This is a genomic window from Synechococcus sp. CCY 0621 (genome assembly GCF_019038465.1).
In the GTDB taxonomy this organism is placed as follows: Bacteria; Cyanobacteriota; Cyanobacteriia; order PCC-6307; family Cyanobiaceae; genus Cyanobium.
In genome coordinates, this window is the sequence record NZ_JAFKRH010000056.1 from 1 (window position 1) to 10,138 (window position 10,138).

General features: G+C 63.9%; 24 protein-coding genes and 2 pseudogenes. 10 read left to right on the top strand and 16 right to left on the bottom strand.

The window, feature by feature from the left end:
* Positions 1-243: pseudogene (locus KUG43_RS16430) on the top strand (hypothetical protein); the annotation flags it as partial.
* Positions 244-417: 174 nt separating this feature from the next.
* Here the strand turns inward: KUG43_RS16430 and KUG43_RS16435 are convergent.
* The 4 genes from KUG43_RS16435 to KUG43_RS16450 form a co-directional block, all read right to left on the bottom strand.
* Positions 418-714 (bottom strand): DUF5615 family PIN-like protein, encoded by a 297-nt coding sequence (locus tag KUG43_RS16435; RefSeq protein ID WP_216910891.1) that lies wholly within the window; start codon positions 712-714, stop codon positions 418-420.
* A 48-nt stretch (positions 715-762) separates the two neighbouring features.
* On the bottom strand, positions 763-1,395 hold the full coding sequence (locus tag KUG43_RS16440) for a DUF433 domain-containing protein (protein ID WP_216910893.1): 633 nt from the start codon (positions 1,393-1,395) through the stop codon (positions 763-765).
* A 210-nt stretch (positions 1,396-1,605) separates the two neighbouring features.
* A complete protein-coding gene (locus tag KUG43_RS16445) occupies positions 1,606-2,007 on the bottom strand; it encodes a type II toxin-antitoxin system VapC family toxin (protein WP_216910895.1) in 402 nt (133 codons plus the stop codon).
* Entirely contained in the window at positions 2,007-2,255 is a 249-nt protein-coding gene (locus KUG43_RS16450; RefSeq protein ID WP_043325596.1) for a ribbon-helix-helix domain-containing protein, read from the bottom strand. The genes KUG43_RS16445 and KUG43_RS16450 overlap by 1 nt, the downstream gene beginning before the upstream one ends.
* A gap of 179 nt (positions 2,256-2,434) precedes the next feature.
* On the opposite strand from KUG43_RS16450, the gene KUG43_RS16455 reads away from it, so the two are divergent.
* Positions 2,435-2,674 (top strand): hypothetical protein, encoded by a 240-nt coding sequence (locus tag KUG43_RS16455; RefSeq protein WP_216910897.1) that lies wholly within the window; start codon positions 2,435-2,437, stop codon positions 2,672-2,674.
* 13 nt (positions 2,675-2,687) lie between these two features.
* On the opposite strand, the gene KUG43_RS16460 is transcribed toward KUG43_RS16455, so the two are convergent.
* Complete coding sequence (locus KUG43_RS16460; protein ID WP_216910899.1) at positions 2,688-3,032, bottom strand: HepT-like ribonuclease domain-containing protein; 345 nt, start codon at positions 3,030-3,032, stop codon at positions 2,688-2,690.
* Between the two features lie 4 nt (positions 3,033-3,036).
* A complete protein-coding gene (locus tag KUG43_RS16465; RefSeq protein ID WP_353618068.1) occupies positions 3,037-3,345 on the bottom strand; it encodes a nucleotidyltransferase family protein in 309 nt (102 codons plus the stop codon).
* Between the two features lie 288 nt (positions 3,346-3,633).
* On the opposite strand from KUG43_RS16465, the gene KUG43_RS16470 reads away from it, so the two are divergent.
* Entirely contained in the window at positions 3,634-3,984 is a 351-nt protein-coding gene (locus KUG43_RS16470; RefSeq protein WP_216910901.1) for a nucleotidyltransferase domain-containing protein, read from the top strand.
* 360 nt (positions 3,985-4,344) lie between these two features.
* Here the strand turns inward: KUG43_RS16470 and KUG43_RS16475 are convergent, their stop codons facing one another.
* Together KUG43_RS16475 and KUG43_RS16480 are read right to left on the bottom strand one after the other, a co-directional pair.
* Positions 4,345-4,614 (bottom strand): hypothetical protein, encoded by a 270-nt coding sequence (locus KUG43_RS16475; protein WP_216910903.1) that lies wholly within the window; start codon positions 4,612-4,614, stop codon positions 4,345-4,347.
* Positions 4,611-4,892: a BrnT family toxin gene (locus KUG43_RS16480; RefSeq protein WP_216910905.1), complete on the bottom strand. Its 282-nt coding sequence runs from the start codon at positions 4,890-4,892 to the stop codon at positions 4,611-4,613. The genes KUG43_RS16475 and KUG43_RS16480 overlap by 4 nt, the downstream gene beginning before the upstream one ends.
* A gap of 213 nt (positions 4,893-5,105) precedes the next feature.
* Between KUG43_RS16480 and KUG43_RS16485 the strand changes: the two genes are divergently transcribed.
* The gene (locus tag KUG43_RS16485) at positions 5,106-5,246 is read left to right on the top strand and encodes a nucleotidyltransferase family protein (RefSeq protein WP_216910907.1); all 141 of its coding nucleotides are present in this window, start codon (positions 5,106-5,108) and stop codon (positions 5,244-5,246) included.
* Positions 5,247-5,381: 135 nt separating this feature from the next.
* Positions 5,382-5,642, top strand: coding sequence for a HEPN domain-containing protein (locus KUG43_RS16490; protein ID WP_216910909.1), 261 nt, complete (start codon positions 5,382-5,384; stop codon positions 5,640-5,642).
* Here KUG43_RS16490 and vapC read toward each other — a convergent pair.
* Together vapC and KUG43_RS16500 are read right to left on the bottom strand one after the other, a co-directional pair.
* Complete coding sequence (vapC, locus tag KUG43_RS16495; protein ID WP_216910911.1) at positions 5,606-6,013, bottom strand: type II toxin-antitoxin system VapC family toxin; 408 nt, start codon at positions 6,011-6,013, stop codon at positions 5,606-5,608. The genes KUG43_RS16490 and vapC overlap by 37 nt on opposite strands.
* Positions 6,010-6,213: a type II toxin-antitoxin system VapB family antitoxin gene (locus KUG43_RS16500; protein WP_216910913.1), complete on the bottom strand. Its 204-nt coding sequence runs from the start codon at positions 6,211-6,213 to the stop codon at positions 6,010-6,012. The genes vapC and KUG43_RS16500 overlap by 4 nt, the downstream gene beginning before the upstream one ends.
* 135 nt (positions 6,214-6,348) lie before the next feature.
* On the opposite strand from KUG43_RS16500, the gene KUG43_RS16505 reads away from it, so the two are divergent.
* Positions 6,349-6,591 (top strand): hypothetical protein, encoded by a 243-nt coding sequence (locus KUG43_RS16505; protein WP_216910915.1) that lies wholly within the window; start codon positions 6,349-6,351, stop codon positions 6,589-6,591.
* Between the two features lie 44 nt (positions 6,592-6,635).
* Here the strand turns inward: KUG43_RS16505 and KUG43_RS16510 are convergent, their stop codons facing one another.
* Together KUG43_RS16510 and KUG43_RS16515 are read right to left on the bottom strand one after the other, a co-directional pair.
* Positions 6,636-6,818, bottom strand: a complete 183-nt coding sequence (locus KUG43_RS16510) for a HepT-like ribonuclease domain-containing protein (protein WP_353618069.1) — start codon at positions 6,816-6,818, stop codon at positions 6,636-6,638.
* 8 nt (positions 6,819-6,826) lie between these two features.
* Positions 6,827-7,027: a nucleotidyltransferase family protein gene (locus tag KUG43_RS16515; protein ID WP_216910917.1), complete on the bottom strand. Its 201-nt coding sequence runs from the start codon at positions 7,025-7,027 to the stop codon at positions 6,827-6,829.
* 222 nt (positions 7,028-7,249) lie between these two features.
* Here KUG43_RS16515 and KUG43_RS16520 point away from each other — a divergent pair, with 222 nt between their 5' ends.
* Complete coding sequence (locus KUG43_RS16520) at positions 7,250-7,465, top strand: hypothetical protein (RefSeq protein ID WP_216910919.1); 216 nt, start codon at positions 7,250-7,252, stop codon at positions 7,463-7,465.
* A 158-nt stretch (positions 7,466-7,623) separates the two neighbouring features.
* Here the strand turns inward: KUG43_RS16520 and KUG43_RS16525 are convergent, their stop codons facing one another.
* Together KUG43_RS16525 and KUG43_RS16530 are read right to left on the bottom strand one after the other, a co-directional pair.
* Positions 7,624-7,857 (bottom strand): addiction module protein, encoded by a 234-nt coding sequence (locus KUG43_RS16525; RefSeq protein WP_216910921.1) that lies wholly within the window; start codon positions 7,855-7,857, stop codon positions 7,624-7,626.
* Positions 7,858-7,970: 113 nt separating this feature from the next.
* The gene (locus KUG43_RS16530; RefSeq protein WP_216910922.1) at positions 7,971-8,336 is read right to left on the bottom strand and encodes a hypothetical protein; all 366 of its coding nucleotides are present in this window, start codon (positions 8,334-8,336) and stop codon (positions 7,971-7,973) included.
* On the opposite strand from KUG43_RS16530, the pseudogene KUG43_RS17400 reads away from it, so the two are divergent.
* Positions 8,284-8,439 (top strand): annotated as a pseudogene (locus tag KUG43_RS17400) (hypothetical protein); the annotation flags it as partial. The gene KUG43_RS16530 and the pseudogene KUG43_RS17400 overlap by 53 nt on opposite strands.
* 46 nt (positions 8,440-8,485) lie before the next feature.
* Positions 8,486-8,716 carry an HIT family protein gene (locus KUG43_RS17150; RefSeq protein WP_286194930.1) on the top strand — a complete coding sequence of 77 codons (231 nt, stop codon included), beginning with the start codon at positions 8,486-8,488 and terminating at the stop codon, positions 8,714-8,716.
* Between the two features lie 5 nt (positions 8,717-8,721).
* On the opposite strand, the gene KUG43_RS16540 is transcribed toward KUG43_RS17150, so the two are convergent.
* Together KUG43_RS16540 and KUG43_RS16545 are read right to left on the bottom strand one after the other, a co-directional pair.
* Complete coding sequence (locus KUG43_RS16540; RefSeq protein WP_286194931.1) at positions 8,722-9,189, bottom strand: DUF5615 family PIN-like protein; 468 nt, start codon at positions 9,187-9,189, stop codon at positions 8,722-8,724.
* Positions 9,110-9,742 (bottom strand): DUF433 domain-containing protein, encoded by a 633-nt coding sequence (locus tag KUG43_RS16545; protein ID WP_216910925.1) that lies wholly within the window; start codon positions 9,740-9,742, stop codon positions 9,110-9,112. Before KUG43_RS16545 ends, KUG43_RS16540 begins: the two co-directional genes overlap by 80 nt.
* 164 nt (positions 9,743-9,906) lie before the next feature.
* Here KUG43_RS16545 and KUG43_RS16550 point away from each other — a divergent pair, with 164 nt between their 5' ends.
* Entirely contained in the window at positions 9,907-10,047 is a 141-nt protein-coding gene (locus KUG43_RS16550) for a hypothetical protein (RefSeq protein ID WP_216910926.1), read from the top strand.
* The last annotated feature ends 91 nt before the right edge of the window (positions 10,048-10,138 follow it).

The window sequence follows — 10,138 nt, forward strand, 5'->3', positions numbered from 1 at the left end:
GCCCGCCGGATCCTGGGAAGCGCATGGTGGGCCGGGTTCACCTTCAACGGCATCACCGCCTATGGCGATGGCCACGACAGCCTGATCGGCGGCGACGAGTTGAGCGATGGCGAGCGCGACGCGCTGCTGGAGCTCTGCCGCCAGCGCCTCGATGCCTTCCGCGAGCAGCCCGATCAGCGGCTCGGTGACATACAGAGTTCACCGATGCGCCCGGGGCCGCTGCGAATGCTGCAGAGCCCATGAACGCCAGAGGGCCCTGGAGGTGGACCACATCGTCCCGTAGGCGCAGCCTTCCGCGCAGCGGTGGAACCAGGGCAGCTCCGACGCCATCAGCAACCTGCAGGCCCACTGCTTCCGCTGCAATGCGGGCAAGCCATCGCCATTGTTGGTCTCAGGGTTGCACCGGCAGTGATTGACTCAGCTGGCTGGAATCTCATGCCACACGTCCACAGCTTCAGATTGGATCTCAAGCACGCGATTGATCAGGTCAGTGTCTTTCCTTTGTTGGATCAGCTGGCATGCAGATTGAACCCGGAGCCACTGCTGCTCCGCGCTCAAGCCAGCCTCCCTGAGAGCGATCACACCGGGGTGCACCTCGATGGTGGCGGCCAAGCGAATGAAATCGCCCACGTTCACCGTGACCACAATCTGATCGCGGGCCAGGGCATGGGCGAAGACCGCGGCATCCTTGGCGCCAGCAAGACCGACATGCACGGCGAGGACTGAGATTTTCGTCGATCAACAGCCTCAAGGCACGGCTCTTCAGCCGCGTTGCAGGGCGAGAGGGCGCCGAGGGCGCCCGGGAGGCTTGGGCAGGCGCGCCTGGATCTCCGCGTAATCATGGGCTGGCCGGCTGAGCTGGGGAAAGTCTGCTTCCAGCTGGCTGCGGCTGAAGCCGGAGCGCAGCTGCTCAACAACCACAGCCACAGGAATTCTGGTGCCCCGGAACACAGGCTGGCCTGAACAGATGGCCGGATCGCTCTCCACCAGGGCATGGGGCCGCCTGTAGAGCCGATAGCGGTAACGCAACTCCCGACTCACGCCGCTGAGATCGAAACGGAAGGGAACGGCACGTGTCTTGCGCAGCTCACCGGGGCCACGGGACCAGTCCCCTTGGGCCACCTGTCGCCGGGGCAGGCCCTCAGGCAACCGGTGCGTCTTCACGGTCAACACACGGAAAACCTCACGCTTCTGGGCAGGGGAGAGCTGCAGGCCCTCGGCGCTCAGACTGCTGACGACCTGGAAGTAGAGGAGCTCGCGAAAGCCAAGCCGCAACGGGCCTGCAGAGGAGGGTGAACCCGGCAAGGTCAGCACACGGCGGTGTTCCTGAGCGAGCAGGCGGGCATCGGCGGCGAGCAGGGCGGCACCGGCGGCGGCGGTGAGGCCAGCAGCCATCGATAAACCATGTTTCAGCCTGAAGCAGAGTATAGACATTCATGGCTGGCGGGGGCGCTGGTGACCAAAGGCCGGTCTGGGGGGGCATGCCCAACCGAAGAGGGGTGCCCCAAGGAATCAGTGCCACCCACCGAAACACCTCAGCGAGGATGCCCCATGCCCCCGAATCCTTCCTCCACCGTCGGGCAGCCGCTCAGGGCCTGCTCAGGATCAGCCTCCCTTCGTATAGGGAACCAGCACATTGGCCAGCATCGGGAAATGGCGACGATTGAGCGTGGCCAGAGTTGCTTCGGCAGCCTGCACACTCGCGGCAATCAAGGCATCCGCGAGGCCCGTGCCATGGCTGCGGCCGTACTGACGGCGCAACAGCCCCGCCTGCATCGCCGCCTCCTTCTCCAGCGGCAGCACCTCGAAGGCCGACACAAAGGCATCCAACCGCTGGCGTTCCACCCCCTCGCGCACACCCACGTAGAGCTCAGCGATTGACACCACAGAGGCCGCCAGGGGCTGATCGCAGCCTTCCAGGAATGCCACCGCCAGGGGCTGATCACGGAGGTAGTCGATCAAGACATCCGTGTCGATGACGAGCAAGCCGTTCGCGGCGGACGCCATCAGCCGCCTTCGGGGGGGATGCGATCAAGTTCCTGGCGCAACTTCAGCCCATCCAGCGGACCAGGTCCGGCTGCCCAGAGGCCCCTTCCCTGTCGAAGCTTGGCGAGCCGCTCTTCAGGCTGTTTGTTCTCCAGAAAGCGATCGATGGCTTCACGGATCAGGGCGCTCTGGCTGCGTCCGCTGCGCTGGGCCAGGGCCAACAGCCCTTGCCGCTCCGGCTCCGACAGGTAGATCTGGGTGCGTTGCATGGCCAACCTCCTGGTGTATACACCATACACCGCAGGCATGGACAATCACGAACGACTGGCCGGGTTGGCTGCAGCCGCTGCACGCCCTAGCCAGAAGGGATCCCAGCAGGGGCGATGGCTTGACGGGCCGCCCAAAACCAAACCTGGCCCGGTCGCCCGGCAGCCGCCAGCATCGCTCCATGGCCTCCAGCCCCTCCACCGCCTACCAGCGCCTGCGCGAGACCATCGCCAAGGGCATGCGCTTGAGCCCCATCGACCAACCGCTCATGCCCATGGAACTCCTCAGCCACCGCTGCCCGGCCCCAGCGCGACATGTGGCCCGCCGGATCCTGGGTCCCTTCCCGCCACAAGGCCTCTCCTTTGTCGGCAAGGCCGTCAAAGGTGGGTGCAGAAGCCGCGCCGATCAATCAGTCGAATGAACTGATCGCGGTGTCAGATTTTATCTCCAGAGATGGAGTTAAGCTGCCCAAGGAGGGCCGGAAGTTCAACGGTTATCACGTCCCAGACAATTTCAAGATCAATGCCAAGATAGCCATGAATCAATTGATTGCGCATGGCAACGATCTCTCTCCACGCAATCTCTGGATTGGCCAGTCGAAACGCATCTGGCACACGAGCTGCTGCTTCTCCGATCAGCTCGATATTGCGCAGAATGGCGTCTTGAACCAGTTGGCTGGCTTCAAACTGAGCTCGGGTCAATCCATCGCTGTAGCGAATCGCCCTCTCTGCAAAGACCCGCATGTCTTTCAAGTACAGATGCCAGTCTCGTTCGGCCATCACTTCAGATGGCGATGGCATCCGCCTCGACTCGGTGCCGAAACTCCTCCCGCAACGCCTTCTCGGTCACCAGATCCACATGGCGACCCAGCAGGTCTTCCAGGAAGACCTGCAAGCCATAGAAACGGCGAGCCGTCGCTGGCGCATCAAAGCGAACCAGGAGGTCGAGATCACTGGTTGGGGTGGCGGTACCCCTGGCCATCGAGCCAAAGACGCGCAAGGTCGTCACCCCATAGCGCTCACGCAGCAGCGGGCCGTGCTGACGCAAAAGGCTGAGCACCTCCTGGCTGGTTGTCGTGCTGGAGGTCGTCACGGGTGACTCCTGCCACTGCGCAAACTCTATCGAGGCTGACCGCCGCCAGCAGCTTCTGCCTCCCATCACGACGGAACCATGCCCACCGGCTTGAGCTGTCCCATCGCCGTCCTGCAGCAGCAGCCGAGCGGTCAGCGGCTCGCCCTGGCCCGGTCGCCCGGCAGCCGCCAGCATCGCTCCATGGCGTCCAGCCCCTCAGCTGCCTTCCTTCGCCTGCGAGCGTTCATGCAGACCGCAGCGATGGTGTGCCCGCTATCGGGTGAAGCCAGTGGCCGTCAGAATGGAACCATGACTCCCACGACAGCCTCCAAACCGATCGAGCCGAGGCTGGCGGGCATGGTTGCCGGCATTCGCCAGCTGATCCCTGCTGCTGAAGTGCGTCTGTTCGGATCAAGGGCCCGCGGAGATGGCCGGGCCGACTCCGATGTGGACCTGCTGATCACCGTGCCGGATGCCTGGCTGGCGCAACGCGACCGCTTTGCGCTGCTCGCAGACCTCTGGGGTGCCGTGGCCCAGCCGGATCTGTCGGTCGATCTGGTGCTCCACTCGAGCAGCGACGTGGCCCGCCGAGCCAAAGAGCCAGGCTCCCTGGTGTGCGAGGCCCTGCGAGAAGGCGTTCTGCTCGATGGCCAGGCCTGAAGCGCCGCGACCTCAGGATGGCCCGCCGTCTGCTGGATCCGGAGGTGGAAGAAGCCAGCTGGGGCTGGGCCGCCCAGCAGTGTCTGGAGAAGACCTTGAAGGCCTGGCTGCACCACCTCGGCATTCGCTGTGCAATACCGCTACGACGACGAACCCGAAGAACTCAGCCTGGATCGCACGGCCTGGTGCGAGAGAGCCCAGGCATTGATCGAACAGGTGGAAGGCCTTCTGGGCTGATGGAAGTAGGCATGCGTTGAGGATGCCCATTGGTCCTGCGGATGAAGGGGACTGGGGCGGCACAGCCACACCCTGAGCCGGGTTGGCGGCAGCCGCATCACGCCCAAGCCAGAGGGGATCCCATCAGGGGCGATCGAGAAGCCTGCCGCACACGTACTTGTGAAGGACACTGCTGATCAGGGTCTGGTAGGGAATGCCCTCCTGCAAGGCACGGGCACGCAAGGCGCCTAGATCCTCACTGGTGAGGCGAATGTTGATGCGCTGATCCTTGGTGGCCGTTGACCTTGCGGAGCCTTCCAGGCGGGAGCGCTCTGCAGCCGTAGCCACCGAACGGAGCGTGCCCGCTTCGAAGGCTTCCAGGATCTCCTGCTCTTCGTGATCAAGGGGGTTCATGGTGCGTCTCCTGGGCGGTAGGCGATGGTGGCTTTGCGGCTGGGAATGATGGTTTTGAGAAAGAGGTGATCGTCGGCCTCGACATAAGGCACCAGATGGACATAGCCGGAGATCAGAACGACAAGAATGCGCTGGCCTGGGTAGCGGGCCTGGTTCGGATGCTCAACGATGTCGAGCAGATCACCGGATTCGATAGCGACCACCACGGCCTCGAAGGAAACGCCTCGTTGAAGCTGAAGGACCTCGTTCTTGCCTGCGCTCCAGCGAAAGGGCTTCATGGCAACACCCTAAGACCCTGTGTGCCTTTTGTCATCAGAGGAGCCAGCGGCTTGGTCGAAATTGCTTGCGTGGCCAGCCCTCACCGCTGGGAGAGGGACTGGGGCGGCACAGCCAGAAGGGATCCCATCAGGGGCGATGGCCTGACGGGCCGCCCAAAGCCTTCCTGCCGATCGGACTTGGGCTGACACATCAGCCCACCTACCCCAACGCGGATGCATGGCGTCATCCCAGGGGCGCAGGTGCGGCTGTTCGGTTCCAGGGCTCGCGGCACCAGTGGACCGGATTCCGACATCGATCTGCTGATCACCGCCCCGATGACTGGCCGGCGCAGCATCACCGTTTCCAGGTGCTGAACGATCTGTGGGGTCGGCTGGCCTAGGCGGATGTGTCGCTCGATCTTCTGCTTTACTCCCGCAGCGAATGCGAGGAGCGCCAGCACTGGCGGAGCCACGTGATTGGCAGGGCCTACCGGGAAGGACGGCTCCTGCATGGCGCTCTCTGAAGCGGAAGGTCTGCTGCGCATCGCCGCCGTCGATTTTGAGAGCGCTCAGGCTTCCTCCGAGCCGACCGTCTTTCGCGAAGGGGCTTGGGGCTTCTGGTTGCAGCAGGCCGTGGAGAAGGCGTTGAAGGCCTGGCTGCTGCACCTGGGCAGCGATCCGCCGCTCACCCATGACCTGCGCCGTCTGCTGTTGCTGCTCGCTCAGCTCACCATCTACGCCGTACCCCATAACCGGAACTCCACCTGCTGAGAGGCTGCCTGAAAGTCGTTGTCGGTTGTCAGCAGCGTCAGCTCGTTGCGCTGGCAGAGTTGAATCAGCAAGGCATCGATCGTGCCGATCTGGATCCCTCGGCGGCGGCAGACATTGCGGATTTCGGCTGCTGCCATGTGGTCCTGCTTGTCGGGCTGGAGGAAAGCGAGGGCGGAAAGGCGCTCCACGAGCTGGTCTCGGTTTTTTGGGCCGGCAAAACCCTGGAGGACCTCCTGGAGCACCAATCCCGTGGTGAAAACCTGCTCGGCACCCTGAAGAGCGGCACGGAGGGCGACCACCTCAGGCGCGCCTGGCTGGCCATCACGGCGAAAGGCCAGCGACCAGACAGAGGTGTCGACCAGCAGACTCACCGCTGGCGTTCCCGTTCGGCCTTGTAGTCGTAGCCGGGGTCCCACTCAAGCTTGCCGAAGAGCTCGGCAATCTGACGCTGCTCCCGGCGCGCGATGAACTCCTGAAGGGCACGGGTCACGGCGGCCTTTTTGGTGGGCTCACCGCTCACACGGAAGGCGTGATCGAGCAGATCCTGATCGAGAGCGAGATTGGTGGCCATGTGTGACCTCCTTGTGAGGTGCCTACACATTAGTTCCTTCCGCCTGACTGAGGGGGCAAGCAAAGGCATGGCGCCTGGCATGGGCTTCTCCTCCACCAGTGCCACCCCCTGTCTCACCCCAGCCAGGATGCCCCCATGCCCCCCCCAACGCAGGACGTGGCCCGGCGGATCCTGGAAAGCGCATGGTGGGCCGGGTTCACTTTCAACGGCATCACCGCCTATGGCGTTGGCCACGACAGCCTGATCGGCGGCGACGCGTTGAGCGATGGCGAGCGCGAGCAGCGCGGCGAAGAAGTGTTTGCCCACCGCAGCCGCCACGGCACCCCGATCAGTGGCTCGGTGAACGTCCGGGTTGGGTTTGCCGTGATCCGGAGCTGAACAGCTGGGAGTGGCTCTGCGCAACGCGATCGGCGCACCAGCCGCTATGAGAGCTCAGCCTCAACCACTTGGTCCAACTGGTCAGCTAGGGCTGGAATGCTCTCGGAAACGATCTGCCAGATGGTGTCTTCTTCCAGGCCGAAGTAGGCATGCGCCAGAACATCGCGGAGGCCAGCAATGCGTCGCCAGGGCAGCTTGGGGTGCCGCTCACGATCAATTGCGGGCACTCCCCCTTTCAGGCAAGAGGAATGGCCTCCTGCTCGATCCGCTGCCGCAGTTCAGGGCGAAGACCGCGGCGCGTCACCAGGTCCACCCGAGCGCTGAGCAGGTCTTCCAGAGCCAGCTTGAGGTCCATGTACTGCTCAAAACTGGGGCTGGAGGGGAAATCCACCAGCAGGTCCAAGTCGCTCTGCAGCCCTGCCGCCCCGCGGATCACGGAGCCGAAGCCCTGGCTTCTGCGTAGCAGTGGACGCGAAGATCCTGGCCACCGTGGGCGGCTGTGAGAGCGAGCAGCTCGGGGGCCATCTGCCTGAGCCGCTGAAGCGTGGGTGGCTGTCTGGGATCCATGGCTCCCATTCTGCTATTCGCCACTCGCCCCCTCCGCCACCGTCCAGCGCCTGGAATACACCATCGCCGAACGCAGGCGGATCCGCGGCCGATGGGGGCCAAGGTGCTCAACGGCAAGGGCATCACCGGCGTCGCCGACCGGGCCATCGGCATGCCGCAGGCCCTGTTCTTCGGCCTCATGGAGAAGGCCGAGTCGTCCCAAGCCGAGCGCGAATCCAGATCGGATCGCGACGACAATCCAGGATGGCGTAGATGTCGATGCTCGTGGCCTCCATCACGTCGTAAAGCGCAAAAGGAAACCGTCTGATCAACATGCGATGGAACCCGTCGATCTGAAGATGAATGCCGCCATAGACAGTCAATGACTGAACATCAGCTTCGATCGCATCCAGAAAGCGATCGCCCAGACCATGAGCCTGACGTTCGTAGAACAACCAACCGTTCCGGAGATCCTCCCTGGCGGCATCAAGGAGCCTGATATCCACGAAGCTCGGCCTTGAGGCCAGTCATGGCGTCATTCCAAGACTGAAAACTTGCGGAACCCTGCTCCAGCTGCTCACGACGCCGCCGTAATTCATCGCGATGCCAGGCAGGCGATACGACCTGATCAGGCGTGGCGGAGAGATCGGCCCAGAGGAGTTCCATCGCTTCGAGCTTGTCTTCCAGACTCATCTGGCCCAGGGGAAGATTCGCCGCCATCAGCCGAGGCCTCCAAAGGGGCATGGCATGGATTTTAGAGCCAATGCAGTCAGCAAAACGAAGCAGGCCAGAAGTCCAGAGGGCTGTTGTCCTCCTGACAGGTGCCACCCCCGTCACACCCCAGCCAGGATGCCCCCATGCCCCCGCCCCCCTCCACCACCTACCAGCGCCTCCGCGCGTACATCGCCGAGCGGATGCGCATGAGCCCCATCTTCCAACCGCTGATGCTCATGGAGCTGCTCGCCCGCCGCAGCCCGGCCCCGGCGCAGGACGTGACCCGGCGGATCCTGGGAAGCGCATGGTGGGCCGGGTTCACCTTCAACGGCATCACCGCCTATGGCGATGGCCGCGACAGCCTGATCGGCGGCGACGAGTTGAGCGATGGCGAGCGCGACGCGCTGCTGGAGCTCTGCCGCCAGCGCCTCGATGCCTTCCGCGAGCAGCGCGGCGAAGAGGTGTTTGCCCACCGCAACCGCCAACGCAGCCCAGGGCCGCTGCGAGTGCCGCGGGGCGCACGAGCACCAGTGGGCCCTCGAGGTGGACCACATCATCCCCAGGAACCAGAGCGGCTCCGACGCCATCAGCAACCTGCAGGCGCACTGCTTCCGCTGCAACGCCGGCAAGCGCGATGCTGTCTGCCTACGCAAGAGGGCGCACCGACTTCCGCAGGGTGCAGGCCAGCTACGGCCATCGCGAAGCGGGCTGTGTGTTCTGCGCGCTGGAGGGCAGCGGCCGGGTGCTGCTGGAGAACGAGGGGCACAGCCTGGTGAATCCGCGTCGACATGGGGCCGACGGGCTGGAGCTGCACCAGCCGGAATGCAACGCCGTGGTGGAGCTGGTTCATTCGATACAGAGGTGATGAGATCAGCTGGCGGGAATCTCATGCCATCGGACAACAACGTCGGATTGAACTTCAAGCACCCGATTAACCATGTCAGGGTCACGGCTCTGGTTGATCAGCTGCAAGGCTGACTGGACCCTGAGCCATTGCTCTTCCGCATTCAAACCAGCTTCCCTGAGAGCGATCACGCCTGGGTGAACTTCTATGGCGGCGGCCAATCGCATGAAATCCCCCACGTTCACCGTGACCACAATCTGATCCCAGGCCAGTGCGTGGGCGAAGACATCCTCATCCGCAACGCCAGCAAGACCGACATGCACGGCCGCCTCTGCTGGAATTCCCATGTCACAGGCCCAACGGGCGAGAGAGGGCTGAGGTTTTCGTCGATCAACAGCCTCAAGGGATGGGCCTTCAGCCGCGCTGCAGGGTGAGAGGTTGGCGGGGACGGCCTGGAGGCTTCGGCAGGCGGGCCTGGATCTGGGCGTAGTCAAGGGCCTGCCTGCTGAGCTGGGGAAAGTCGGCCTCCAGGTCGGTGCGGCTGACGCCGGAGCGCAGCTGCTCCACAACCACGGCGACTGGAATTCGGGTGCCCCGAAACACAGGTTGCCCCGAGCAGATGGCTGGATTGCTCTCCACCAGGGCCTGGGGCCGCCTGAGGAGCCGATAGCGATACCGGAGCTCCCGGCTCACGCTGCTGAGATCGAAGCTGAAGGACACCGCACCGGTTTTGCGCAGTTCACCGTGGCCACGGGACCATTCACCCAGAGCGACCTGACCCGGGGGTGAGTCCACAGGCAACCGCTGAGTCTTCTCGGTGAAGACACGGAACACCTGACGCTTCTGAACAGGCGAAAGCTGCAGGCCCTCGGCACTCAGTGCGCTGACCACCTGGAAGTAGAGCAGCTCACGAAAGCCCAGGCGCAGCGGTGCTGCGGAGGAATGCGATTCGGGCGGGGCCAGCACACGTCGGTATTCCTGACTCAGCAGACGGGCATCGGCTCCGAGCAGGGCGGCCCCTGTGGCGGCGGTGAGGGCTGGGGGCATCGCAGCAACCATGTTTCAGGCTGAACCATAGTAAGGGAGCTGAGGTTGGTGTCCTGGTGGGCGGGGTGGGAGGCCATTGCCAAAAGGAGATGGTTCCTCAATGGGCAAGTGCCACCCCTGTCACCCCCCAGTCCCCATCTGGCCCCCCAGCCCCGGCGCAGGACGTGGCCCGCCGGATCCTGGGAAGCGCATGGTGGGCCGGGTTCACCTTCAACGGCATCACCCGCTGCGAGAAGGGCACCTATGCCCTGGTGAGCGGCCGAGATTGGGGCTCAGGGGTGATCGATAGGAAGCAGCGTTACTGAGGTTGATCGAGCTTGCGCGGCCCCTTGATCACAGCACGTGCCAGATCGTCATCCGTGATCTCCGGAATCTCGGCATACTCTTCAGGCTGGA